Source organism: Xanthomonas sp. BRIP62418 (assembly GCF_003993495.1).
Taxonomy (GTDB): domain Bacteria; phylum Pseudomonadota; class Gammaproteobacteria; order Xanthomonadales; family Xanthomonadaceae; genus Xanthomonas; species Xanthomonas euroxanthea.
In genome coordinates, this window is the sequence record NZ_QEZG01000052.1 from 1 (window position 1) to 24,450 (window position 24,450).

Annotated in this window: 19 protein-coding genes; 14 read left to right on the plus strand and 5 right to left on the minus strand. The window is 68.3% G+C overall.

Going from position 1 to position 24,450, the window contains the following annotated elements:
* The first annotated feature begins 93 nt into the window (after nucleotides 1-93).
* From EO174_RS20435 to rpmG, 6 genes are all read left to right on the plus strand, one after another.
* Nucleotides 94-477 (plus strand): hypothetical protein, encoded by a 384-nt coding sequence (locus tag EO174_RS20435; RefSeq protein ID WP_164740283.1) that lies wholly within the window; start codon nucleotides 94-96, stop codon nucleotides 475-477.
* Nucleotides 478-532: 55 nt separating this feature from the next.
* Nucleotides 533-1,804 (plus strand): TolC family protein, encoded by a 1,272-nt coding sequence (locus EO174_RS20440; protein WP_126947058.1) that lies wholly within the window; start codon nucleotides 533-535, stop codon nucleotides 1,802-1,804.
* A 209-nt stretch (nucleotides 1,805-2,013) separates the two neighbouring features.
* Nucleotides 2,014-3,276 carry an efflux RND transporter periplasmic adaptor subunit gene (locus EO174_RS20445; RefSeq protein ID WP_126942890.1) on the plus strand — a complete coding sequence of 421 codons (1,263 nt, stop codon included), beginning with the start codon at nucleotides 2,014-2,016 and terminating at the stop codon, nucleotides 3,274-3,276.
* A gap of 323 nt (nucleotides 3,277-3,599) precedes the next feature.
* Nucleotides 3,600-6,794: a CusA/CzcA family heavy metal efflux RND transporter gene (locus tag EO174_RS20450; protein WP_126947062.1), complete on the plus strand. Its 3,195-nt coding sequence runs from the start codon at nucleotides 3,600-3,602 to the stop codon at nucleotides 6,792-6,794.
* Between the two features lie 321 nt (nucleotides 6,795-7,115).
* Nucleotides 7,116-7,352, plus strand: coding sequence for a 50S ribosomal protein L28 (rpmB, locus tag EO174_RS20455; RefSeq protein ID WP_002809459.1), 237 nt, complete (start codon nucleotides 7,116-7,118; stop codon nucleotides 7,350-7,352).
* A gap of 13 nt (nucleotides 7,353-7,365) precedes the next feature.
* Nucleotides 7,366-7,533 (plus strand): 50S ribosomal protein L33, encoded by a 168-nt coding sequence (gene rpmG, locus EO174_RS20460; RefSeq protein WP_002809462.1) that lies wholly within the window; start codon nucleotides 7,366-7,368, stop codon nucleotides 7,531-7,533.
* Nucleotides 7,534-7,975: 442 nt separating this feature from the next.
* On the opposite strand, the gene EO174_RS20465 is transcribed toward rpmG, so the two are convergent.
* The 3 genes from EO174_RS20465 to EO174_RS20475 all read right to left on the minus strand — a co-directional run bounded on the left by EO174_RS20465 (nucleotide 7,976) and on the right by EO174_RS20475 (nucleotide 10,952).
* Nucleotides 7,976-8,998, minus strand: a complete 1,023-nt coding sequence (locus EO174_RS20465; protein ID WP_126947065.1) for an amidohydrolase family protein — start codon at nucleotides 8,996-8,998, stop codon at nucleotides 7,976-7,978.
* A 234-nt stretch (nucleotides 8,999-9,232) separates the two neighbouring features.
* The gene (locus EO174_RS20470; protein ID WP_126947068.1) at nucleotides 9,233-10,288 is read right to left on the minus strand and encodes a 4-oxalomesaconate tautomerase; all 1,056 of its coding nucleotides are present in this window, start codon (nucleotides 10,286-10,288) and stop codon (nucleotides 9,233-9,235) included.
* A complete protein-coding gene (locus EO174_RS20475) occupies nucleotides 10,281-10,952 on the minus strand; it encodes a 4-carboxy-4-hydroxy-2-oxoadipate aldolase/oxaloacetate decarboxylase (RefSeq protein ID WP_126947071.1) in 672 nt (223 codons plus the stop codon). Before EO174_RS20475 ends, EO174_RS20470 begins: the two co-directional genes overlap by 8 nt.
* A 101-nt stretch (nucleotides 10,953-11,053) precedes the next feature.
* On the opposite strand from EO174_RS20475, the gene EO174_RS20480 reads away from it, so the two are divergent.
* The 6 genes from EO174_RS20480 to EO174_RS20505 all read left to right on the plus strand — a co-directional run bounded on the left by EO174_RS20480 (nucleotide 11,054) and on the right by EO174_RS20505 (nucleotide 19,350).
* Nucleotides 11,054-12,364 carry a LysR substrate-binding domain-containing protein gene (locus EO174_RS20480; protein ID WP_126947074.1) on the plus strand — a complete coding sequence of 437 codons (1,311 nt, stop codon included), beginning with the start codon at nucleotides 11,054-11,056 and terminating at the stop codon, nucleotides 12,362-12,364.
* A 13-nt stretch (nucleotides 12,365-12,377) separates the two neighbouring features.
* Nucleotides 12,378-13,796, plus strand: coding sequence for a cardiolipin synthase (cls, locus tag EO174_RS20485; RefSeq protein WP_104650350.1), 1,419 nt, complete (start codon nucleotides 12,378-12,380; stop codon nucleotides 13,794-13,796).
* Between the two features lie 269 nt (nucleotides 13,797-14,065).
* Nucleotides 14,066-15,457, plus strand: coding sequence for an FAD/NAD(P)-binding protein (locus tag EO174_RS20490; RefSeq protein WP_126947077.1), 1,392 nt, complete (start codon nucleotides 14,066-14,068; stop codon nucleotides 15,455-15,457).
* A gap of 384 nt (nucleotides 15,458-15,841) precedes the next feature.
* Entirely contained in the window at nucleotides 15,842-18,028 is a 2,187-nt protein-coding gene (gene uvrD / locus EO174_RS20495) for a DNA helicase II (RefSeq protein ID WP_126947080.1), read from the plus strand.
* A 184-nt stretch (nucleotides 18,029-18,212) separates the two neighbouring features.
* Nucleotides 18,213-18,794: a sugar O-acetyltransferase gene (locus EO174_RS20500; RefSeq protein WP_126947083.1), complete on the plus strand. Its 582-nt coding sequence runs from the start codon at nucleotides 18,213-18,215 to the stop codon at nucleotides 18,792-18,794.
* Between the two features lie 109 nt (nucleotides 18,795-18,903).
* Nucleotides 18,904-19,350, plus strand: coding sequence for a universal stress protein (locus tag EO174_RS20505; RefSeq protein WP_104585166.1), 447 nt, complete (start codon nucleotides 18,904-18,906; stop codon nucleotides 19,348-19,350).
* 161 nt (nucleotides 19,351-19,511) lie between these two features.
* Here EO174_RS20505 and tagK read toward each other — a convergent pair whose 3' ends face one another.
* On the minus strand, nucleotides 19,512-20,165 hold the full coding sequence (tagK, locus tag EO174_RS20510; protein WP_126947152.1) for a transcriptional regulator TagK: 654 nt from the start codon (nucleotides 20,163-20,165) through the stop codon (nucleotides 19,512-19,514).
* A gap of 353 nt (nucleotides 20,166-20,518) precedes the next feature.
* Here tagK and ecfK point away from each other — a divergent pair, with 353 nt between their 5' ends.
* Together ecfK and EO174_RS20520 are read left to right on the plus strand one after the other, a co-directional pair.
* Nucleotides 20,519-21,058, plus strand: a complete 540-nt coding sequence (ecfK, locus tag EO174_RS20515) for an ECF-type sigma factor EcfK (RefSeq protein WP_126947086.1) — start codon at nucleotides 20,519-20,521, stop codon at nucleotides 21,056-21,058.
* Nucleotides 21,037-23,565: a serine/threonine-protein kinase gene (locus EO174_RS20520; protein WP_126947089.1), complete on the plus strand. Its 2,529-nt coding sequence runs from the start codon at nucleotides 21,037-21,039 to the stop codon at nucleotides 23,563-23,565. Before ecfK ends, EO174_RS20520 begins: the two co-directional genes overlap by 22 nt.
* 603 nt (nucleotides 23,566-24,168) lie before the next feature.
* Here EO174_RS20520 and EO174_RS20525 read toward each other — a convergent pair.
* Nucleotides 24,169-24,450 carry a DUF2782 domain-containing protein gene (locus EO174_RS20525; protein ID WP_104585172.1) on the minus strand — a complete coding sequence of 94 codons (282 nt, stop codon included), beginning with the start codon at nucleotides 24,448-24,450 and terminating at the stop codon, nucleotides 24,169-24,171.

Here is a 24,450-nt window from a genome sequence, read left to right on the forward strand (position 1 = left end):
GCCCAGGTCCGCTCCTACCGCGCTGCCGTGCCGGTGCGTGCCCGGGCCGCCCATGCGATTGTGTAACTGCACCCGCCCCGATACGCTGCGCCCATGCTGCTTCACCGCGCCCGCCTGTTGCACCCCTTGCTGCGCCTGATGGCGTTGGCGGTGCTGGTCATGGGCGTGCTGGTCGCACCGGTGGCTTGCGCGCTGGGCGATGTGCATGCACTGGCGCACGACCAGATGCACCTGGAAGACACCGCGCCGCATGGCCATGACGGCGCCGACGAAGGCGATGCCGGCGAGCGCGACGGGGCCGGCCTGATGCACGCCCTGATGCATAGCGGCTACTGCCACGGCCAGAATCCGGCGGTATTGCCGGCGCTGGCCTGGCTGCCGCTGTCCACGCACGCGCAGGCCCAACCCGTGGCCGTGTTCGCGTACTACCGCTCGCACCTGAGCGAGACCGGATTGCGTCCCCCGATCGCGGCCTGATGCATCGCCGGCGGCTGCCGGCCTGTCCATCGATCCCGATTCCGGAGACACCCTCATGTGGTTGCGACTGACGGCACTGGCCGTCTTCGCGGTCGTGCCGTGCGCCATGGCGCAGGACGCACCGCCCAAACCCGTGCTGACCCTGGACGACGCCATCGCGCGCGTCGCCCGGCAGCACCCAGACCTGCGCCTGGCCGATGGCCAGCGCGCGGTCCTCACCGCCGAGGCCGAGCGCGACGCGCTGCGTCCGCCGTTGCGCATCGGCGCCGAACTGGAAAACGTGTTCGGCACCGGCCCGACCCGCGCGCTGGACCAGGCCGAACTCACCGTTACCCTGGCTGGCGTGCTGGAACGCGGCGGCAAGCTGGACGCACGCCGCACCCTGGCCCAGGCACGCATCGACGCACTGGCCCCGCAACGCGCGCTGGCGCGCCTGGATGTGCTGGCCGAAGTGGCGCGGCGCTATCTGGCCATCGGCATGGCCGCGCAGCGGCAGGCAGTTGCGCTGGAAACGCTGGCGCAGCGGCAGCGCACCGTCAGTGCCGCGCGCCAGCGGCTGCAGGCCGGCGCCTCGCCTGAATCGGTGCTGCTGACCGCCCAGGCCCTGCAGGCGCGCGCGGAACTGGAGCGCGATCGCGCGCAGCAGGAGCTGCTGGCCGCACGCCGCCAGCTGGCGGTGTTGTGGGGGCAGCGCACGCCGGACTTCGGCGAGGTCACCGGCGACCCGCTGCAGCTGCCGGCGATTCCCGAGTTCGAGGTGCTGGCGCAACTGCTCGATGCCACTCCCGAACTGGCGCGCTTGAACGGTGAGCAGCGCGTGCGCGAGGCACGGGTGCGGCTGGCACGCAGCCAGGCGCGCCCGGATCTGGACTGGCAGGTGGGCGTGCGCCGGCTCGAAGCCAACGATGCCACCGCACTGCTGGGCAGCGTCTCGCTAGCGCTGGGCAGCGCCGCGCGTGCGCAACCGGAGATCCGCGCCGCCGAGGCGGAGCTGTCGTTGCTGGAGATCGAACGCCAATCGCAGGCACTGACGCTCTACGCCACGCTGGCCGACGCGCATGGCCGCTACCGCGCCGCGCAGCTGGAAGTGGCGCGTATGCGCAGCGATGTGCTGCCCGCACTTGCGCGTGCCGATGCCGCCGCCGAGCGCGCGTACCGCGCCGGCGCCACCAGTTATCTGGACTGGGCGCAGTTGCAGGCGCAGCGCAGCGATGCACGCCAGCAGCAGCTGGCGGCGGCGCTGGAAGCGCAGAGCGCATTGATCGAGATCCAGCGCCTGACCGGGCAGCCATTCGTGGTCGACAACGCTGCGCAGGTGCGGCCATGAGCGCGACGTCCGCTGTGCGTTTTCGCCCTGCCTGCCCGTGTGCGCCGGGATCTGCTGCGCCGGGATCGGTATCGACGTTCGCAATCGCGCCGGCATCCAGCAGTCGCCAGGTGATGCCCGCGCCCACCGCGCAGCCAGAGCGTCCGGCGTACCCCTTCTTCGTTCGTTCGCCCGGCGCAGCGCGTCGGTGCCCACCAGGATGTTCTTCGATGACACGTTTTCTGATCGCGCCGCTGTTGCTGGCGCTGCTGCTGGGCGGCTGCGGCCGCAACGGCGAAGAAGCACATGACCATGCAACGCCCGGTGCCGAGGGCGAGGCCGACGCACATGGCGAAGACGCCGAAAAAGGCGCGCACGGTGGGCGCCTGCTGCGCCAGGACGGCGACAGCGTGGAGCTGGCGATTGCTGAAGACGGCACGCCGCCGACCTATCGCGCCTGGCTGTACCACGACGGCAAGCCCTTGCCGCCCGGCGCCGGCACTGTCGAAGTGCGTTTGACCCGGCTCGGCGGCGTCCACGAAGTGCATCGATTGCGCGCGCGCGACGACGGCAGCCTGCTGGCCGACAGCACGGTCGGCGAGCCGCATTCGTTCGACGTGGAAGTGCGCGCCACCGTGCAGGGCAAGCCGCGTCGCTGGGCCTATCCCAGCTATGAAGGCCGCACCACCATCGCGGCGAAGATCGCGCAGGACGCCGGCATCCGGGTCGCGCCGGTCGGTCCCGGCAGCATCGCCGACCAGCACGAGGTGCAGGGCCTGCTGACGCCGGCAGAAGGTGCGCAGGCGCAGGCCACCGCGCGCTTTCCCGGGCCGGTGCGCAGCCTGCGCGTCAACGTCGGCGACCAGGTGCGCGCCGGCCAGGTCCTGGCCACGGTGGAGAGCAATCTGAGCCTGACCACGTATCCGGTCAGCGCGCCGATCAGCGGCACCGTGCTCGCCCGCAACGCCAGCCTGGGCAGCAACGCCAGCGAAGGCCAGGCGCTGTTCGAGATCGCCGACCTGTCGAGCCTGTGGGTGGATCTGCACATCTTCGGCGCCGATGCCGGGCACATCACTGCCGGCGCACCGGTGACGGTGACGCGCATCAGCGATGGCGTGGTGGCGCAGACCACGCTGGAGCGCGTGTTGCCGGGCACGGCCACGGCCAGTCAGAGCACGGTGGCGCGCGCGGTGCTGCGCAACAGCGACGGCTTATGGCGGCCGGGCTCTGCAGTGAAGGCGCGGGTGACGGTGGCGCAGCAGCCGGCGGCGATGGTGGTGCCGGTGGGGGCCTTGCAGCAGTTCCGCGACTGGGAGGTGGTGTTCGTGCGGGTTGGCGATGTGTACGAGGTGCGGCCGGTGACACTGGGCGCGCGCGATGCGCAGCAGGTGCAGGTGGTGTCCGGTCTGGCGTTGGGGGATGCGGTGGTGGTGGAGCAGAGCTATCTGGTCAAGGCCGACATCGAAAAGTCGGGGGCCTCGCATGATCATTGATCGCTGCGTTTACGGCTTGCTTCTTCCTCGGCCGCACGCATGGGCGTGCGAACAGCGCTTCCATGCTTCAGCGACACGCGTTTTACGGCATCGACGCGGTCGCGGCGCGGGCGATCACACCAGCAACAGCGTGAGAATCTGCGCGGCAGAGGTTGGATGCGCCGGGGGCGACCGCGATGTTGGCGGAGGTCGGGATCCTGGCTGCAGTGCCGCCGGCCGCCGGCCACCCGCTGCGATTGCACAAGCGCCGTGCGTGCGTACGCATGCACTGATCGGCGTGGCTGCGCACGCCGTTGCGCCGAGTGTGCGCGGAGGTGCGCGTCATGCTCACTAACATCATCCGGTTCGCGATCGCGCAGCGGTGGCTGATGCTGGCGTTGACGGCGGTGTTGGTTGCGATCGGCGCGTGGAGTTTTTCGCGCCTGCCGATCGATGCCACGCCCGACATCACCAATGTGCAGGTGCAGGTCAATACGGCCGCGCCGGGGTATTCGCCGTTGGAGTCGGAGCAGCGGGTGACGTTCCCGCTGGAGACGGTGCTGGCAGGATTGCCGGGGCTGGAGTCCACGCGCTCGTTGTCGCGCTACGGCTTGTCGCAGGTCACCGCCGTGTTTGCCGATGGCACCGATCTGTACTTTGCGCGGCAGCAGGTGGCCGAGCGGCTGCAGCAGGTCAAGTCGCAACTGCCGGCCGACCTGGAGCCGCAGCTGGGGCCGATCGCCACCGGCCTGGGCGAGATATTCATGTACACGGTGGAAGCCAAACCGAATGCGCGCAAACCCGATGGCAGTGCGTGGACGGCCACCGATCTACGCACCCTGCAGGATTGGGTGGTGCGCCCACAGTTGCGCAACGTGCCCGGCGTGACCGAGGTCAACACCATCGGCGGCTATGCGCGGCAGATCCATATCACCCCGGATCCGGCACGCCTGGTCGCACTGGGCTTCACGCTGGACGATGTGGCGCGCGCGGTGGACGCGAACAATCGCAACATCGGCGCCGGCTATATCGAACGCAACGGCCAGCAGTTCCTGGTGCGGGTGCCGGGGCAGGTGGATGACATCGCCCAGATCGGCGCGATCGTGCTGGATCGACGCGAGGGTGTGCCGATCCGGGTGCGCGATGTGGCGCAGGTTGGCGAGGGCCGCGAGTTGCGTACCGGTGCGGCCACCCAGGACGGCAGCGAAGTGGTGCTCGGCACGGTGTTTATGCTGGTCGGTGCCAATAGCCGCACCGTGGCGCAGGCCGCAGCGCAGCGGCTGGAAGTGGCCAATGCCAGTCTGCCGGCCGGCGTGCAGGCGGTGCCGGTCTACGATCGCACCGCACTGGTGGACCGCACCATCGTCACCGTCGCCAAGAACCTGGTCGAAGGCGCGTTGCTGGTGATCGTGGTGCTGTTCCTGTTGCTGGGCAACGTGCGCGCGGCCCTGATCACCGCGGCGGTGATTCCGTTGGCGATGTTGTTCACCCTCACCGGCATGGTGCGCGGTGGCGTGTCCGGCAACCTGATGAGCCTGGGCGCGCTGGATTTCGGCTTGATCGTCGATGGCGCGGTGATCATCGTGGAGAACTGCCTGCGCCGCTTCGGCCAGGCGCAGCTGCGCCTGGGGCGGGTGCTCGAGCGCGATGAGCGTTTCGAACTGACCGCCGAGGCCACTGCCGAGGTGATCCGTCCCAGCCTGTTCGGTCTGGGCATCATCACCGCGGTGTACCTGCCGGTGTTCGCGCTGACCGGTATCGAAGGCAAGATGTTCCACCCGATGGCGATCACCGTGGTGCTGGCGCTGACCGGCGCGATGCTGCTGTCGTTGACCTTCGTGCCGGCGGCGATCGCCTTGTTGCTCGGCGGCAAGGTGGCCGAGCACGAAAACCGCGCGATGCGCTGGGCGCGCGGCGTGTATGCGCCGTTGCTGGATCGCGCGCTGCGTCACGGCCGTTGGGTCGGTCTCGGTGCGTTGGCGGCGGTGGCGCTGTGCGCGGTCCTGGCCACGCGCCTGGGCAGCGAGTTCATCCCGAACCTGGACGAGGGCGATATCGCGCTGCACGCCTTGCGCATTCCCGGCACCAGCCTGGAACAGGCCATCACCATGCAATCCACGCTGGAAAAACGCATCAAGCAGTTTCCGGAAGTGGCGCATGTGTTCGGCAAGCTCGGCACCGCCGAAGTGGCCACCGATCCGATGCCGCCGTCGGTGGCCGATACGTTCCTGATCATGCATCCGCGCGAGCGATGGCCGGATCCGCGCAAGCCCAAGGCGAAACTGGTGGCCGAGATCGAGCAGGCAGTGAAGCAGCTGCCCGGCAACAACTACGAGTTCACCCAGCCGATCCAGATGCGCATGAACGAGCTGATTTCCGGCGTGCGGGCGGACGTGGCGATCAAGGTCTACGGCGATGACCTGGACACGCTGGTCACCCTGGGGCAACGCGTGCAGGAAGTCGCCAGCACGGTGCCGGGTGCGGCCGACGTGAGCCTGGAGCAGGCCACCGGCCTGCCGATGCTGGCAGTGGTGCCCGATCGCGCCGCGCTGGCCGGGTACGGGCTCAATCCCGGCGTGGTCCAGGACACGGTGGCGGCGGCGGTGGGTGGGCAGGCGGCCGGGCAGCTGTTCGAAGGCGACCGCCGGTTCGACATCGTGGTGCGGCTGCCGGAAGGGCTGCGGCAGGACCCGACGGCGTTGGCCGATCTGCCGATTCCGCTGCGCGGCGATGGCGAGCGCGCCGATGCCGACGAGTCCAGTCGCGCGGCCGGTTGGCGCAGTGGCGAACCGACCACGGTGCCGCTGCGCGAAGTCGCCAGGGTCGACACCGTGCTCGGGCCCAACCAGATCAATCGCGAGGACGGCAAGCGCCGCATCGTGATCACCGCCAACGTGCGCGACCGCGACCTGGGCGGATTCGTCGCCGAGGTGCAGCAGCGCGTGCGGGCCGAGGTGGTGCTGCCCACCGGCTACTGGATCGGCTACGGCGGTACCTTCGAGCAACTGATCTCCGCCGGCCAGGGCCTGGCCTGGGTGGTGCCGGGGACCTTGCTGCTGATCTTCGCGCTGCTGTACTGGTCGTTCGGCTCGCTGCGCGATGCGCTGGTGGTGTTCAGCGGCGTGCCGCTGGCATTGACCGGCGGTGTGGTGGCCTTGGCGCTGCGCGGCCTGGCCTTGTCGATCTCCGCCGGCGTCGGCTTCATCGCGCTGTCGGGGGTGGCGGTGCTCAACGGCCTGGTGATGATCGCCTTCGTGCGCAGCCTGCGGGCCGAGGGCCTGTCGCTGGAGCAGGCACTGCGCGAAGGCGCGCTGAGCCGTCTGCGCCCGGTGCTGATGACCGCGCTGGTGGCCGCGCTGGGCTTCGTGCCGATGGCTTTCAACGTCGGCGCCGGGGCCGAGGTGCAGCGCCCGCTGGCCACGGTGGTGATCGGCGGCATCGTCTCGTCCACCCTGCTGACCTTGCTGGTGCTGCCGGTGCTGTATCGCTGGCTGCACCGCGAGCGGCCGGGGCGGCTTGCAACGAAGGCGGTTGGTTGAGACGTGACACGATCCCGGCAGGCGCGTCTGCCGGGATCCGAATGGCCGCAGCCTCAGTCAGCGGTGGATAGGCAAGGGGTGCCGGGCGCCAGGCGGCACACAACGGTGGTGCAGGCTAAGTGCTTGCGGCACAAGGAATTGCCGTGCATAATGCGCGGCTCGCTGTGCCCGGATCGCTCCGGATGGCGGCACCCAGCGCGATGGGGTTGCCGGCTTGTTCCCAGCGTAAGTTCTTGATTCCCAACGTTGCGTGGCAGCTTGATGCTGTCGGGGCCGCCGCTCCCCAGGCTATGGGTGGCAATTCATTTATCGAGGTGCGTAATGTCCCGCGTATGCCAAGTGTCCGGCAAGCGTGTGCAGACGGGTAACAACGTCTCCCACGCAAACAACAGAACCCGTCGTCGCTTCCTGCCCAACCTGCATGAGCGCCGCTTCTGGGTCGCCAGCGAGAACCGTTGGGTGAAGCTCCGTGTCTCCGCGCATGCATTGCGCACCATCGACAAGAACGGGATTGATGCCGTTCTGAAAGAGCTGCGTGCGCGCGGCGAAAAGGTCTGAGGAGTAAGCAGTCATGGCAAAAGGCAAGCGTGACAAGATTCGTATGATTTCCTCGGCCGCTACCGGCCACTTCTACACCACGGACAAGAACAAGAAGAACACTCCGGGGAAGATGGAAATGATGAAATACGACCCGGTCGTGCGTAAGCACGTGATGTACAAGGAAGGCAAGATCAAGTAATCCACCGATTACCGATCTGCATCCAGCAAACACCCGCCGCAAGGCGGGTGTTTGCGTTTGTGGAAATCGATCGCGGTGTTCTTGACGGGTATCGATGATTTTTCCGATTACACGTCCCTTATCCAGCGTGCATACCCCTCTCCCTCCGGGAGAGGGGTTGGGGTGAGGGTACGACGGGGCGAAGCCACTCGCAGCAGAGGCTTTGCACTACCCTCATCCGCCCCTGCGGGGCACCTTCTCCCGATGGGAGAAGGGAGCGAGACGTCGTTTTTCCGATTGCACGCACCGTTAGTAGTTTGCAGTTCGAGGCGAAGCAGTCGGTGTTTTACTTCTGACGGCGCGTGGCGACGCGTTTGACGTCGCAGGCGGTGACTGCTCTCCGAGGCGCCCCTCATCCGCCCCTGCGGGCACCTTTTTTTCCCGATGGGAGAAGGGAACACCGCTACAGCCCGCGCGCGCGCAACTGCGCATCCAGCCGCGGATACACCCGCCGCGCATTGCCTTCGAACACCTTGCGCCTGTCGGCGTCGGACATCGCCAAGGCATCGATATAGCGCTTGGTGTCGTCGAAATACTGGCTGGTCTGCGGGTCGATGCCGCGCACCGCGCCCACCATCTCTGAGCCGAATAGGATGTTGTCGATGTCGATGACCTCGAACAGCAGGTCGATGCCGGGCTGGTGATACACGCAGGTATCGAAGAACACATTGCGCATCACATGCGTGGACAGTGGCGGCTTGCCGAGCATGTCGGCCAGGCCGCGGAAGCGGCCCCAGTGATACGGCACCGCGCCGCCACCGTGCGGGATGATGAAGCGCAGGTCCGGGAAATCGGCGAACAGGTCGCCTTCGAGAAACTGCATGAACGCGGTGGTATCGGCGTTGAGATAATGCGCACCGGTGGCGTGAAAGTTGGCATTGCAGCTGCCCGACACATGCACCATCGCCGGCACGTCGAGCTCGACCATTTTCTCGAAGAACGGATACCACGCGCGATCGGTCAATGGCATGCCGTTCCAGTGGCCGCCGGACGGGTCGGGGTTGAGGTTGCAGCCGACAAACCCGAGTTCGGTGACGCAACGTTCCAGCTCGGCGATCGATTGGGCGATCGGCACGCCCGGCGACTGCGGCAGCTGGCACACGCCGATGAAGGTGTGCGGATACAGCTGCACCACCCGCGCGATCAGGTCGTTGCAGTGGCGCGTCCACACCTGGCTGACCGCCTCATTGCCGATATGGTGCGCCATGGTGCTGGCGCGTGGCGAAAAAATCGTCATGTCCGCACCGCGCTCGCGCAGCAGGCGCAGCTGGTGCTGCTCGATGCTTTCGCGCAATGCGTCGTCGGAGATGGACGGATACACCGGCGCGGGCAGGGCCGGGTCGTCGTAGTGCGCGATCTGCGCCTTGCGGAAGGCGTCATGCGCCGCGGGCGCGGTGGTGTAGTGGCCGTGGCAGTCGATGATCATGGCAGGGGTCTTCTCGGGGCGGCGGGATCAGGGAGCAAACGACCACGTGCGCGGGAGGCTGACCCACACGGCGCGCGGAACCTGCAGGTGCCCACGTAGGTTGCGGTCCGCGCATGGATGCTCAGCCGCAGGTCGTTGTGGCAGGTGGTGCCGGCCACGCCGCAAGGCAGGCGCAGGGAGCGGGCCTGGCACTGGCGATGGCCATCGATCCAGCCCGCTGGCGCATCCATCCGCTCAGCCATACAGCTGCCCATCGAACAGTTTGCGTGCGGTGCGCAGCACCGCGGCACGCACCACCTCGCCGCGTGCGTCTACGGTGATGACGCAGCTGCTCGCACCGCTGGGATGTTCGACCTCCAGCTGCTGCGTGCTGCCGCCGGGCAGCTGCGCCAGCGCATGGGCGGGCGAACCGGGCAGCAGGCAGGCGGTGGCCACGGTGACCGCGCCGAGTACGCCGATCGAGGCATGGCAGCGGTGCGGAATGAACGAGCGCACGCTGATCGCGCCGCCGTGGCGCGGGGCGGCGACCAGCATCATCTTCGGCACGGTGGCCTCGGCAACATCGCCCAGCCGCATCAACGGGCCGGCCTGTAGACGAAGCGATTGCAGGCGGCTTTTCAGCGCGTCGTCGGCATCGAGCGTGCTGCGGTCTTCGTAGCCACTGATGCCAAGATCGCTGGCGCGCAGCACCACGCAGGGCATGCCGTTGTCGATCAGCGTGACCTGCACGCCATCCAGGAGATCGGCACGGTTGCCGGTGGGCAGCAAGGCGCCGCACGAGGAGCCGGCGATGTCGGCAAATGCCAGCGCAATCGGTGCGGCGGTGCCGGGCACGCCGTCGATGCGGGCGTCGCCGTCGTAGCGCACCTGGCCGCCGGGCGTCTGCACGCTGGCGGTGGCCAGCGTGCCGGTGTTGCGCATGAAGATGCGCACCTCGGTCTCGCCATCGCGTGCCGGCAACAGGCCGCGTTCCAGTGCGAACGGCGCAACCCCCGCCAGCATGTTGCCGCAGTTCTGCGCGTCGCTGACCTGTGCCTGTTCCACCGACACCTGCAGGAACAGATAGTCCACGTCGGCATCGGCGCGCGCCGAGCGCGACACCACCGCCACCTTGGAGGTCAGCGGGTCGGCGCCGCCCATGCCGTCGATCTGGCGGACATCCGGCGAGCCGTAGGCGCGCAGCAGGAAGGCATCGCGCGCGGCGCGCTCGCCCGGCAGCTCATCGGCCAGGAAAAAGCCGCCCTTGGAGGTGCCGCCGCGCATCCACATCGCGCGTACCTGCTCAGACATAACGCAGGCCCTTGGCCGCCAGGCGTTCGCGCATGGCGTAGATGTCCAGGCCCAGTTCGCCGCGTGCCAGGCGCTCGCGTTTGAGCAGTTCGCGCGCTTCGCGCGCCTGCGCTTCGGCCAGCACCGCGGCAGCGGTGGCGCGTGGCACCACGCAGACGCCATCGTCGTCGGCCACCACCACATCGCCCGGTTGCACCAGCGCGTCGGCGCAGACCAGCGGCACATTGACCGAACCCAGCGTCTCCTTGATGGTGCCCTGCGCGCAGATCGCGCGGCTCCAGGCGGGAAACTGCATCGCCGTGAGGTCGCGCACATCGCGGACCCCGGCATCGATGACCAGCCCGCGGCAGCCGCGCGCCTGCGCCGAGGTGGCCAGCAGATCGCCGAAGTAGCCGTCGCAACAGGCGCTGGTTGGCGCGACCACCAGCACGTCGCCGGGCTGCAACTGCTCGATGGCCACATGCATCATCCAGTTGTCGCCGGGCGGGATCGACACGGTGACGGCGGTGCCGGCGATGCGGCAGCCGGTGTAGATCGGGCGCAGCCGATGATGCAGCAGGCCGCTGCGCCCCTGCGCCTCGTGCACGGTGGCCACCCCGGCCTGCGCAAGCCCGTCGACGATGGCCAGCGGGGTGCGCTCGATCCGGGTGACGACCTGGCTCATCCATCCATCCTCGTTAGGAGTGCGCCGAGTCTGTGCGGCGATCGCCTGCTGGCTCAAGATTCATTTGAGGTATGCATATTGGTTTTGCTTATAGTTAGAGCATGCCGCCGACTCCCGAGCCGAACCTTCGCCATCTGTACGCCCTGGCCGTGGTGCATCGGCTGGGCAGCATCAGCGCGGCCGCGCCGCAGGTGAACCTGTCGCAGCCGGCATTGACGCAGGCGGTGGCGCGGCTGGAACAGCAGCTCGGCGCGCGCCTGTTCGAGCGGCATCCGGGCGGCATGGTCGCCACCGAGGCCACGCAGCTGCTGGTGCCGCGCATCGAGCGGGCGTTGGCGCAACTGGGGCGCGGCATCCGGGTGGCACGGCGGGCGCTGCGGCTGCCGGCGCGCCCCGGCCTGGAGCGACGGGTTTCGCTGGGGCAGCTGCAGGCGTTGGTCGCGGTGGATGTGGCGGGGAGTTATTCGCTGGCGGCGGCGCGCGCCGGGGTCTCGCAGCCGGCGATCTACCGCGCGGTGCAGTCGCTGGCCGATGTGGTCGAGGTACCGCTGACGGTGCGTCGCGGCAAGACCGTGCAAGCCACGCCGGTGGCCACGCGGCTGTTGCGGCAGGTGCGCCTGGCGTTGGCCGAATTGCGCGCCGGCCTGGACGACGTTGCCGGGTTGCGCTCGCAGCATGCCGGCCGGATCGCGCTGGGGGTGATGCCGTTGGCGCGGGCGATCCTGCTGCCGCAGGTCCTGGCGCGGTTTGCGCGCGCGCATCCCGGTGCCAGCGTCAACGTGGTCGAAGGCCCGTATGCCGAGCTGCTGGCGCATCTGCGCGAGGGCGGGCTGGATCTGCTGATCGGTGCGCTGCGCGAGCCGTTGCCGCTGCGCGATGTGCTGCAGGAGCCATTGTTCGACGACGAGCCGGTGATCGTGGCGCGCAGCGGGCACCCGCTGGCCGGGCGCGCCTATGCATTTGCGCAGCTGCTGGACTATCCCTGGGTGATCGCCACCACCGGCACACCGGTGCGCGCGCGCTGGGAGCGCATGTTTCGCGATCAGCGGATCGAGCCACCGGCACTGCGCATCGAATGCGGCGCGGAACTGACCATCCGCGGGCTGCTGCTGGAAGGCGACTGGCTCACGCTGATGTCGCGCGACCAGTTCCTGTTCGAGCGCCGCGCCGGGTTGCTGTGCGAGATCGGCCGCGCCGGGCCGCAACTGCGCCGCCAGATCGGCATGACGCTTCGCAGCGACTGGCATCCCACCCGCGCGCAGTCGGCGTTCGTGCAGACGCTGCGGCAGGTCTGCGCCGAGCGCGTGCAGCCGGCCGATGCGCAGGGCGGGCCGTTTCGCTATTGCGTGCCGATCGACGCGCCCGCCCCGTTGCGTTCACACACCGGGCGGTCAGAATCGGAACCTTCTTGAGAACGGATTGCTGATGCTGCCTGACTGGTTGCAAGGGACCTGGCTGCTGGCGCTGGACTGGGTGATTCGCCTGGCCGCGCTGTTGTGGATTCCGGCCCGCACCACGCCCGGTGCAGCGCGTAGCTGGTTGCTGCTGATCGGCTTCGTGCCGGTGGTCGGCCTGCCGCTGTATCTGCTGTTCGGGCATCCGTGGCTCTCGCGGGTGCGGGTGGAACGCCAGGCCACCGCCTCGCAGGTGATCCGCGAGCAGCAACTGCCCCTGCACGCCTTGCGCTGGACCCCGCAGGCGGACACCAGCAGCGCCGAGGTGGTGCCGCTGATCGAACGCCAGGGCGATTTCATGCCCACGCTGGGCAATGCGGTGGAGTTGCTGGACGACTACGCGCAATCGCTGCAGGCCCTGGTCACGGCGATCGACACGGCGCAAAAGCGCGTGCACCTGCTGTATTACCTGATGTTCGACGATGCGGTGGGCGATGCGGTGGTCGCTGCGCTGCAACGCGCCAGTGCGCGCGGCGTGCGTTGCCGCGTGCTGCTGGATGCGGTGGGTGCCAAGCGCGGTCTGCGCCATTACCGCAAGCGGCTGCAGGATGCTGGCGTGGACGTGCTGGCGGTGTTGCCCGGCGGCCTGCGCTGGCGCCGCAGCGGGCGCATGGATCTGCGCAACCACCGCAAGATTGCGGTGATCGACAACCAGGTGGGTTTCGTCGGCTCGCAGAATCTGGCCGAGGCCGGCTTCATTGATGGCGTGCCCAATCGCGAGCTGGTGGCGCGCGTGCGCGGGCCGGTGGTCAATCATCTGGAAGCGGTGTTCGCCAGCGACTGGTTTACCGAAACCGGGCAGCGCCTTGACGTGTGGCCGGACGCACCGGTCTGCGAGGCCAACATCGCCACGCAGTTGCTGCCCAGCGGGCCGGCGTATCCGTTCGAGAATGCACGCGATGCGATCAACGCGGTGATCCATCTGGCGCGCCGCAAGGTGGTGCTGGTGACGCCGTACTTCGTCCCCGACGAAGCCTTGCTCAGCGCCTTGCGCATCGCTGCGGTGTCCGGCGTGGATGTGCAGCTGATCCTGTCGGAGAGCAACAACCAGGTCCTGGCGGCCTGGGCGCAGGAGGCGTATTTCGAGGAGCTGCTGCGCTGCGGGGTCAAGATCGCGCTGTACCGCCCGCACTTCCTGCATGCCAAGCACCTGAGCATGGATGAGGACATCGCACTGGTCGGCTCGATCAACCTGGACATCCGCTCGTTCGCGCTCAACGCCGAGATCGGCATGCTCTGCTATGACCGGGGCGTGGTGCAGCGGTTGCGTGCGATCGAGCAGGATTACCTGGCCAACGCCCGCCAGCTGGACCTGGAGCAGTGGCGCACGCGCCCGGCCTGGCGCCGCAGCCGCGAGGGCATTGCACGCCTGGCCGATGCGTTGATGTAGACCTTGCGCGTGTTGGCCGGTTCACGCGGTGCAGTGCCCGGTGGAGCGTGGGTGGTGCCTGCGATGGCAGGCGTCGTGCTGGGTGCAGGCGTGGGCCAGCAAGGTCTTACCGGGTGCGGGCGTGCCCGCGCTGCAACTGACGCCTCAGGCGACCTCTATTGGACGGGCGCGGCAGTCGACCGGTCTGTCTGCACGGCGCTACCCCGGCCATTGCGGCGGGCATGGCCACTGTCATCGGTGCGACGCGACGCATCGCCTACAATTGCCGGATGAATGAACTGCGTGATCCCGGCGATGCAGTGATCGCCATCGTTGGCGGTGGCGCATCCGGCGTGCTGGTGGCGCTGCAGCTGCTGCGTCAGGCCGTGGCGCCGCTGCAGATCGTGCTGATCGAGCCGCACGCGGTGCTGGGCGAGGGCGTGGCCTACTCCACCACGCGGCCGGAACATCTGCTCAACGTGCCCGCCGCGCGGATGAGTGCGTTGGTGGAGGCACCGCAGGATTTCGTCGATTACCTGCGTGCGCACAGCTGCTGCCCGGAGCTGGAGGACGCGCAGCTGCCGCAGCACTTCGTCGGGCGTCGGCACTACGCGCCTTACCTGCGCAATCGCCTGCAGGCTGCGCGTGCGCAGGGCCCGGCGACGCTCACCGTGCACGGCGCCCGCGTACAGACATTGCAATGCGATGCCGATGGCGCGCTGTTGCAGCTCGACGATGGACAGACCCTGCAGGCCACCAGCGTGGTGCTGGCGGTAGGCAATGCGTTGCGGCCGTTGCCACTGCGCGGGGCCACCGGCCTGTCGGCAGCGCAGCGGGTGGAAGCCTGGGATACCGAGGCGGTCGCCGCGTTGCCGCAGGAGGCGGCGGTGTGCATCGTCGGCTCGGGACTGAGCATGGCCGACACGGTGGTGACGCTGGCCGCGCAGGCGCATCGCGGGGCGGTGCACGTGGTGTCGCGGCACGGGCTGCTGCCGTTGCCGCAGGCGCATTGCATTGCGGCGGACTTCGACCCGCAACCGTTGCTGGCGCTGCCGCTGCGTGCGCGCATGCGCAGCGTGCGGCAGCATGCGCGGGTTGCGATGGCGCAAGGCCTGCCCTGGCAGAGCGTGATGGAGCGTCTGCGCCCGCTGAGCCAGGCACTGTGGCAGACGCTGTCGATCGCCGACCAACGCCGCTTCCTGCGCCATGTGGTGCGCTATTGGGATGTGCATCGCCACCGCATCGCCGCGCCGGTGCATGCGCAGTTGCAGGCGATGCGCGCGCGCGGGCAATTGCAGCTGCATCGCGCGCGGCTGGAGGTGGCGTACCAGGCCGGTGCCTGCGTGCGGCTCAGTGCCGGCGCCAGTGCCGGGCATGCGCTGCAGCTGGATGTGCAGACGCTGGTCAACGCCACCGGCGTGGAAATGCGCGTGCAGGCGATGCGCAACCCGCTGCTGCAGCAACTGCTGGGGCAGGGCATTGCGGTCGCCGGGCCGCATGGGATCGGGGTGGATACCGATGCCGATGGCTGCCTGATCGATGCCGATGGGCGCGCCAATCCGCGGCTGCGGGTGATCGGCAGCCTGCGGATCGGGTCGTTGTGGGAGAGCCTGGCGGTACCGGAGCTGCGTGAACAGGCAGCGGTGATTGCGCGGGATGTGTTGGGACTGCTTGGGCGGTGATTGATCGGCGTCGCTCCCTTCTCCTGCCGGGAGAAGGTGGCGCGTAGCGCCGGATGGGGGCGCCTCAGACATCTACCAGTGCCTGCAGTGACAAACGCGTCGCCACGCGCCTTCAGACGTGATGCACCGGCTGCTTCGCCTCGTACCCTCACCCCGATCCCCGATCCGCGCCCGGCCCACGTCTTGCGACGCGGGCGATCCAGGACACGCGCGCCAATGGCGCGCAAGCGGCGCCTCTTCGCCTACCGGGAGAGGGGCCTTACGTCCTTCTCCCATTGGAGAAGATGCCCCGCAGGGCGGATGAGGGCAAAGCGCAGCCGCGCATTCCCAACCGCTTCATCGCAATCTCAGCCGCAGCGACGCCACAACCGGTAAAATGCGGCGGTGGATGTCTCTCATTTGCTCGATCATTTAAACCCCGCCCAGCGCGAGGCCGTTTCCGCGCCGCCGGGGCATTACCTGGTGCTGGCCGGCGCCGGCTCCGGCAAGACGCGCGTGCTGATCCATCGCATTGCCTGGCTCAACGAAGTCCAGGGCGTGCCCAACCACGGCATCTTCGCGGTGACCTTCACCAACAAGGCCGCCGGCGAAATGCGCCACCGTACCGACCTGCAGCTGCGCAACGGCAGCCGCGGGATGTGGATCGGCACCTTCCATGGGCTGGCGCATCGGTTGCTGCGCCTGCACTGGCAGGATGCGCGGCTGCCGGAAGGCTTCCAGGTCATGGACAGCGACGACCAGCTGCGGCTGGTCAAGCGCGTGGTGCAGGCGCTGGAGCTGGACGAGGGCAAGTATCCGCCCAAGCAGATGAGCTGGTGGATCAACGAGCAGAAGGACGAAGGCCGCCGTCCGCAGCATATCCAGCCCGAGCCCAACGACGACTGGACCGAGGTGCGCCGGCAGGTCTACGCCGCCTACCAGGAGCGTTGCGACCGCTCCGGCCTACTGGATTTCGCCGAGTTGCTGCTGCGCGCGCATGAACTGCTGCGCGACACCCCGGCCTTGCTGGCGCATTACCGTGCGCGCTTCCGCGAGATCCTGGTCGACGAGTTCCAGGACACCAACGCCATCCAGTACGCCTTCGTGCGCGTGCTTGCCGGCGAGACCGGCCACGTGTTCGTGGTCGGCGACGACGACCAGGCCATCTACGGCTGGCGTGGTGCCAAGGTCGAGAACGTCCAGCGCTTCCTGAAGGATTTTCCCGGCGCGCAGACCGTGCGGCTGGAGCAGAACTACCGTTCCAGCGCCAATATCCTGGGCGCGGCCAATGCGGTGATCGCGCACAACCCGGACCGCATCGGCAAGCAGCTGTGGACCGACTCCGGCGACGGCGATCCGATCGACCTGTATGCGGCCTACAACGAGGTCGACGAGGCGCGCTATGTGGTCGAGCGCGCCCGGCAGTGGGTGCGCGACGGCGGCAGCTACGGCGAAGTGGCGGTGCTGTATCGCAGCAACGCGCAGTCGCGCGCGCTGGAAGAAGCGCTGATTTCCGAGCAGCTGCCGTACCGCGTGTACGGCGGCATGCGCTTTTTCGAGCGCGCCGAAATCAAGGATGCGTTGGCGTACCTGCGCCTGCTTACCAACCGCAGCGACGATGCCGCGTTCGAGCGCGCGGTCAACACGCCCACGCGCGGCATTGGTGATCGCACGCTGGATGAAGTGCGCCGCCTGGCACGCGCCAATGCGTTGTCGCTGTGGGAAGCGGCGATGTTGTGCACGCAGGAAAACACCCTGGCCGCGCGCGCCCGCAATGCGCTGGCCACGTTCCTGAGCCTGGTCGGCCAGCTGCATGCCGAAACCGGCGACATGGAACTGGCCGAACGTATCGACCATGTGCTGATGCGCTCGGGCCTGCGCGAGCATTGGGCCAAGGAAAGCCGCAGCGGGCTGGATTCGGAATCGCGCACCGAGAACCTGGACGAACTGGTGTCGGTGGCCTCGCGCTTCACCCGCCCGGACGATGAAGACAGCCAGGGCATGACCGAGCTGGTGGCCTTCCTGGCCTACGCCTCGCTGGAGGCCGGCGAAGGCCAGGCGCAGGCCGGCGAAGAAGGCGTGCAGCTGATGACGCTGCATTCGGCCAAGGGCCTGGAATTCCCCATCGTGTTCCTGGTCGGCCTGGAAGATGGCCTGTTCCCCAGCGCACGCTCGCTGGAAGAAAGCGGCCGGCTGGAAGAAGAGCGGCGCCTGGCCTATGTGGGCATCACCCGTGCGCGCCAGAAGCTGGTGCTGTGCTACGCCGAATCGCGGCGCATCCACGGCCAGGACAACTACAACGTGCCCTCGCGCTTCCTGCGCGAAATCCCGCGCGACCTGCTGCACGAAGTGCGCCCGAAAGTGCAGGTCTCACGCACCGCCTCGCTGGGCGCGACGCGCGGCGGGCCGGTACACGGCGTGGTCGAAGCCGCACCGATCAAGCTCGGTGCCAATGTCCAACACCCCAAGTTCGGCGGCGGCGTGGTCGTGGACTATGAAGGCGCCGGTGGGCATGCGCGCGTGCAGGTGCAGTTCGATGACGTCGGCGCCAAGTGGCTGGTGATGGCCTACGCGAATCTGACGGTGGTGTAGGCGGGGCGTGCAATCGCTGCATTGCCGGGGTGTGCTCGTTAGGCGGCAGCCGCGTCCCGATCCGGCCGGACAGTGTCATCGGCATGAAGGCGCTGACGGCAGCATTGGTGCATCGCCCGATGCATTCACCGCGGCATCCGTGACACCCTTGCGTTCGAATCGAACGCAGACAGATCCACGCCCGATGCGCACCGAAAAACACAAGATGCTGGCAGGCGAGCTCTACAACGCTGCCGATGACCAACTGCAGGCCGACCAGGCGGCCGCGGCCGACTGGATGGCGCGCTACAACGCCAGCGCCGCGCAGCCGTCTGCCCACCGGCACGCGCTGCTGGTCGAGCGCTTGGCCGAGGTGGGCGCAGGCGCGGTGATCCGCCCGCCGTTTCATTGCGACTACGGCTACAACATCCGCCTGGGCGCCGGCGTGTTCCTCAACTTCAACTGCGTGATCCTGGATGTCTGCGAGGTCAGCATCGGCGAGGGCACGCAGGTGGGCCCGGCGGTGCAGTTCTATGCCGCCGACCATCCGCGCGACGCGGCAGGACGCGCCAGCGGGCTGGAGTTCGGGCGACCGATCCGCATCGGGCGCAACGTGTGGATCGGCGGCGGTGCGATCATCCTGCCGGGCGTGTGCATCGGCGATGATGCGGTGATCGGCGCCGGCGCGGTGGTCACCCGCGATGTGCCGGCCGGCGCGACCGCGCTGGGCAATCCGGCGCGCTTACGCGCACGTCGCGACGCTGCCGATGCAGCGCCAACCGATTGAATATTGCAGCAACCCGCGTGGCGGCATTGATGCGGATCAAGGCGTGTGCCGCAGCGGACTGGCAGGCTGATTCCACCGGCAGCCAGGCCGGTCATCCAAGGAGGTCACCATGTACAAACGTATCCTGATCGCCATCGATGCGTCCGAGTTGTCGCATCGCGGGTTGTTCCAAGGCCTGGAGTTGGCCAAGGCCACCGGTGCCAAGGTGGACATCGTCACCGTGTCCGAGCCGTGGGCGATGGGCATGTACGACGCGATGGGCTGGAGCGTGGGCTACGAGGCAAGTCCGGAGTACCGCAAGGAACGCGAAGCTGCCGCAGAGAAGATCCTGCGCCCGGCGCTGGAGCTGGCAGCCGCGGCCAATATCAAGGCCACCTCGCGCCACGTGCTGGACCGCTTCGCCGCCGAAGGCATCGTGCAGACCGCCAAGGAGTGCAACAGCGATCTGATCATCATGACCTCGCACGGCCGCCGCGGCATGCGCCGCGTGCTGCTCGGCAGCCAGACGGTGGAAGTGCTCACGCACAGTTCGATTCCGGTGCTGGTGATCCGCTGATCGCCGGACGTCTTGCTGCGCAGGACCACCTGCAGCGCATCGCGCGCTCAAATCGCACATCCTCTTGGCGGCACGTCTTTTCGTAGGAGCGCGCCCGAGCGCGACGAAGCGTTACCGGCAACACCCCATCGCGCGCAGGCACCGCTCCTACGCCGATTGGATCAGCGTTCCATCGGCTCCGGCCGAGCTGCAGCGAGCCGTGTGGCGTGTGCAAGACGCCGTAGCGCGTCGGGATGCAGCAGGTCGCGATCCAGCAAGGCTGCGGAGCGCACCGGCGCGTCTTCCCGGAGCGGGTGCGGGCTCAGCTCGCGCATGAAGCGCCATAGCGGCATGGCGTGCCCGCGGCGTGGCGCATGCGTCGGCTGCGCGGCACGGCACTGGCGGCGCCACTGCACCGGCGGCATGCCGAAACGCTGCTGGAAACAGCGTTGGAACTGGCGCTCCGATGCAAAGCCTACCTCGTACAGCAACCAGGTCAGGCTGCACTCCGGGTAGGCCTGCAGATAGCGGTGCGCGGTGCACAGGCGCCGCTCGCGGATATGGCGGGCCACCCCGCCACGCGACTGGAACAGCCGGTACAACGACGCACGCGACACCGCGAACGCCTGCTGCAGGGATCCGGTACCGAGCTCGGCTTCGCCGATATGCTGCTCGATATAGGCCAGCAGCTCGCTCATCAGCGGCGCGTGCGCCTCCACCGATGCGGAGGCCTGCGGGACGATGGCGTTGTCATAGCCGGTGTTGCTCATGCGGGTGCTGCCTGCGGCCCGCTCCCCGGGGCCTGTCATCTGACCAACCGAGAAAAGCGGCGCCAGGCCATCACCGCGTTTCATGAACCCGGCGCTGCGTCACGCGTTGGTGCGATCGACGCCGATCCAGGCCAACCGGCCGGCCCCTTCCTCGATGCACCGCGGCGCTGGAAAGCTGCATGGACCCTGCCTGTGCCTTGGGTGGCGGCCAACGCAAAGCCAATCGCAACGGCATCGCATCGAGGTCAGGGTCGGGAACGGCGCTGGCTGAAGAAAATGCAGCATGGCAGGCTGACCGTTGCGCGGGATGCTTGGGTACCAAGCCCCGGCTGATCGAGCGAGCTAAACCGTTTGGTTTTGAAACGCCCACCCGATCGCCAATGCGGGATACTGGGTTCTCACGCAGGCGAGATGGCCCGATGTCCGAGCTGCCGATCACCGAGTTGTTGCAGGCCTGGCAGCGCGACGAACCCGGCGCGGGCGATGCATTGGCGCGGCAGGTGTACAGGGCGCTGCGCGAGACCGCGTTGCGGGCGCTGCGGCGCGATGCACGCGCGGGCTTGCAGGCGACCGAGCTGGTACATGAGGCGTGGATGCGGCTGGAGCAGGGCCAGCAGGGGTTTCAGTCGCGCGCGCATTTCTATTCGGTCGCCGCGCTGCAGATGCGCCATCTGTTGGTGGATCTGGCGCGGCGGCAGGCCAGCGCCAAGCGGCTCGGGCAGGCGGTAACGTTGACGATCAGCCTGTCCGATGGCGCGCCGCGGCCGGAGGCATTGCTGATGGTGGCCGATGCCTTCGACAAGCTGGCGCGCGTGGATGAGCGCAAGGCCAAGGCATTCGCGCTGACCGAACTGGTGGGTTTCAGCGTGGCCGAGGCGGCCGCGCAACTGGAGGTATCGGTGCCGACGCTGGAGCGCGATCTGCGCTTTGCGCGGGTGTGGCTGGCGGCGCAGCTATGAGCAGTGCCGCCACCTCCTGGCAGCGATTGGAAGCCTTGTTCCATCAGGCCTGCCAGCTGCCGGTGGACGCGCGCCAGGCGTTTGCGCGCGCGCAGGCCGGCGAGGACGTGGGGCTGCGCGATACATTGCTGGCGATGCTGGCAGTGGAATCGCAGGCCACACTACGCGTCCGCGCACCGTTGAAACAGGCCGTGGCGGCATTGCGCGCGCCATTGCCGGAACTGCCGGCCGGTACCCGCTTCGGTGCATGGGCGATCGACCGTCTGATCGGTGCCGGTGGCATGGGCCAGGTATACCTGGGCCATCGCGCCGACGGTGCGTACGAGCGCGAGGTGGCGATCAAGCTGGTCGCCGCCGACGCGCTGGATGTGCAGGGCCGCGCGTTGTTCGAGTTTGAATGTCGCTTGCTGGCGCAGATGGTGCACCCGGCGATCGCGCAGATCCACGACGTGGGCACCGACGCGCACGGCCGCCCGTACCTGGTGATGGAATACCTGCGCGGCGAGCCGATCACCTGGTGGTGCGATGCGCATCTGCTGTCACTGCAGGCGCGTGTGCAGCTGATGCTGCGGGTCAGCGAAGCGGTGCAGCATGCGCATCAGAAAGGCGTGATCCATCGCGACCTCAAGCCCGGCAACGTCTTGGTCAGCGACGTCGACGGGCGGCCGATGCCGGGCGTGATCGACTTCGGCATCGCGATCGATGCGGCCAACCCGGCCATGCGCTTCGCGCAGGGGCGCGGCACGCCCGGCTACATGAGTCCGGAACAGGCGCGCGGCGCGCAGGACGTGGACGCACGTAGCGACATCTATGCACTGGGCGCGATGTTCTATGAGTTGAGCTGCGGGCTGGCGCCGGTGGCCGGGCGCGATGGGTTGCCGCAGCCACCATCGCAACGCGTGGCTGCGGTACCGGCCGACGCGCGTGCGCGGATCTGCGCGGCACGCGCGACCACGCATCCGCGGCTGCAGCAGCAACTACGCGATGGCCTGGATGCGATCGTGTTGTGCGCGTTGGCGCCGGAGCCTGTTGCACGCTATGCATCGGTGTCGGCCTTGATGGACGATCTGCATCGCTGGCTCGACGGGTATCCGCCACGCGCCCTGCAGGCCGGCCATTGGTTGCGCGTGCGCAAGTTTGCCCAGCGCCACCGCAGTGGCGTGTTGGCTGCCGCCCTGGTGTCCACTGCGCTGATTGCCGGCCTGGGCGCAACGTTGTGGTCGCTGCAACATGCTGCGCGCGATGCGCAACGCGCGCAGGTCACCGGCGATTTCATGAGTTCGGTATTGTCCAGCGTGGATCCGGGCATTGCGCAGGGTCTGGACAAGACGCTGATGCTGCGCGTGTTGCAGCAGGCGTCGCAGCGTGCCGCGCGCGAGCTGGCCGACCAGCCTGACGCGCGTCTCCAGGTGGAGCTGACGCTGGGCCGCACGCTGATCGCGCTTGCCGACTATCCGCAGGCGGCGGCGCATCTGCGGACTGCGCATGCACTGGCGCAGCGCAGCAAGGGCGCTGCCAGCCTGCAGGCATTGCAGGCAGCGTCGATGCTCGGCCAGGCGCTAACTGGCGCCGGCAAGGCACGCGAGGCCGAACAGGTGCTACGCCAGGGCATGGCGCAGGCAGCGCACGGCAACGCGAGGCAGCAGGCGCTGGGCGATGAGATGCGTGCGTGGCTGGCGTGGACGCTGCGCGGCCAGGGCCGCATGCGCGATGCACTGATGGAGGGCCGGCATGCCTATGTCGCTGCCGTGGCCAACACGTCCACCACTGCCGACCAACGCATTGACGCGGGCAATGTCTATGCCGGCATTCTGGCCGACGTCGGGCAACTGACCCCGGCGATTGCGTTGCAGCGCAGCCTGCTGCGCGAGCGGGTTGCCGCACATGGTCCCGACCATCCGCTGGTCGTGCCGATGCGCAACAGCCTGGCCATGTTCCTGCTGATGCAGCGCGATTTTGCCGCAGCCGAAACCGAACTGGCCGCGCTGCTGCGCGTCACCGGCAAGCTCTATGGCGATAACGCCGCCGATACCTTGATGGTGGAAGGCAACCTGGCCCATGCATTGCGTCAGCAGGGCAAGCTGGCCGAGGCCGGCCCGCATTACCGCGCCGCGATGGAGCGTGCGCGCACCGTGTTCGGCGACGATGCGCAAGCCACCATCACCTCCCGCAGCAACCATGCCCTCTGGCTGCTGGATGCCGGGCAGGTGGATGCCGCATTGGCCGAACAACGCGCATTGCTGGCCTCGTCCCTGCGTGTGTTGGGCCGGGGGCATCCACAGACTGCCGAGATCCTGCGCGGCATGTCCGAGGCCGAGCGCAGGCTCGGCCAGCGGGCTGCCGCGCGCGCTCACGCACAGCAGGCCTTGCAGATCCTGACCGGCATCTACGGCGATGCCGAGGAGCCGTTGCGTGCCGCACGCCTGACCTTGGCGCAGGTCACCCCGGCCAGTGCGCCTCCTGCCACTGCCAGCGCACCGAACACGGCTGCGGTTGCGCAACGCTGAGAGCCCGTGCCGGGTTGGCCGGGTGCCACCGGCCGAGCGTGGCTACCACTGCAAAAGTTCGAGCGTGGCCCTGCATGTCGCACGCCTGACAGGCCTGGACGGGTGTCCGATGATCGCCGGCGAGGCACCGCCTGTCGGCGTGTCGGAGGTCGGGCCTGAGTCCCAGGGCACTGACCGGACTGATCGGCGGCCTGCCCGCGACGCGCATCGTCGGCCTGGCGATGCACCTCGGCCCCCGTCTGGCAGCGTGGCCGGCGTGCCCATCGCATCAGCCGGCATCCGGACCGTCACCGCAGTCGGGCACGCCGCCGGCCTCCGTCAACGCCACCAGTGCCGCTACCGGCCTACTCGATCCGGCCAACGGCTCCGGCTCGCCGTGCCGGCCTCCGCCGTTGCCGTCGGCGGGCAGCGCCCGGCCGGCCACAGCGTGGGGTTTGCAGATCTGTCCACCAGCGGCACCCGCCCCGGGCCTGACCCGCACCGAACCGCGCACCAATTCGCCGCCGAAACGCCGCAAGGTGCCGTCACCGGGACCAGCGACTGAAGAGCCAATGGACCGACCCTCTACGATTCCCGATTCCCGATTCGATCCCGAATCCCGAATCACCAGCTATACAGCTTCCAATACACCTTGTTGACCTTGTCCCTCTCGGCATCGGTATGCCCGTCGTGATCGCGGTCGTACAGGAAGTAGGGCGCCCCGCGTGCAGGCGTCACCCGCACCATTTCCAGCTGGCCGTTGACGCGGTACTCGTCGACCTTGTCGCCGTTGCCCATGGTCTTGCTGGTCACATCCGCGCCGGCCGGCACATCGCCGACCGCACCGCTGGTGGCGCAGCCGCCGAGCAGCAGTAACGGCAGCAGCAAAAGACTCGCTCTGATCAT

Coding starts and splice junctions, on each gene's coding strand:
- EO174_RS20440 (WP_126947058.1), top strand. CDS start 533: ATGTGGTTGCGACTGACGGCACTGGCCGTCTTCGCGGTCGTGCCGTGC.
- rpmB (WP_002809459.1), top strand. CDS start 7,116: ATGTCCCGCGTATGCCAAGTGTCCGGCAAGCGTGTGCAGACGGGTAAC.
- EO174_RS20445 (WP_126942890.1), top strand. CDS start 2,014: ATGACACGTTTTCTGATCGCGCCGCTGTTGCTGGCGCTGCTGCTGGGC.
- EO174_RS20450 (WP_126947062.1), top strand. CDS start 3,600: ATGCTCACTAACATCATCCGGTTCGCGATCGCGCAGCGGTGGCTGATG.
- EO174_RS20500 (WP_126947083.1), top strand. CDS start 18,213: ATGCGCACCGAAAAACACAAGATGCTGGCAGGCGAGCTCTACAACGCT.
- EO174_RS20505 (WP_104585166.1), top strand. CDS start 18,904: ATGTACAAACGTATCCTGATCGCCATCGATGCGTCCGAGTTGTCGCAT.
- EO174_RS20525 (WP_104585172.1), bottom strand. CDS start 24,450: ATGATCAGAGCGAGTCTTTTGCTGCTGCCGTTACTGCTGCTCGGCGGC.
- EO174_RS20490 (WP_126947077.1), top strand. CDS start 14,066: ATGAATGAACTGCGTGATCCCGGCGATGCAGTGATCGCCATCGTTGGC.
- EO174_RS20480 (WP_126947074.1), top strand. CDS start 11,054: ATGCCGCCGACTCCCGAGCCGAACCTTCGCCATCTGTACGCCCTGGCC.
- EO174_RS20475 (WP_126947071.1), bottom strand. CDS start 10,952: ATGAGCCAGGTCGTCACCCGGATCGAGCGCACCCCGCTGGCCATCGTC.
- EO174_RS20465 (WP_126947065.1), bottom strand. CDS start 8,998: ATGATCATCGACTGCCACGGCCACTACACCACCGCGCCCGCGGCGCAT.
- ecfK (WP_126947086.1), top strand. CDS start 20,519: ATGTCCGAGCTGCCGATCACCGAGTTGTTGCAGGCCTGGCAGCGCGAC.
- EO174_RS20435 (WP_164740283.1), top strand. CDS start 94: ATGCTGCTTCACCGCGCCCGCCTGTTGCACCCCTTGCTGCGCCTGATG.
- rpmG (WP_002809462.1), top strand. CDS start 7,366: ATGGCAAAAGGCAAGCGTGACAAGATTCGTATGATTTCCTCGGCCGCT.
- cls (WP_104650350.1), top strand. CDS start 12,378: ATGCTGCCTGACTGGTTGCAAGGGACCTGGCTGCTGGCGCTGGACTGG.
- EO174_RS20470 (WP_126947068.1), bottom strand. CDS start 10,288: ATGTCTGAGCAGGTACGCGCGATGTGGATGCGCGGCGGCACCTCCAAG.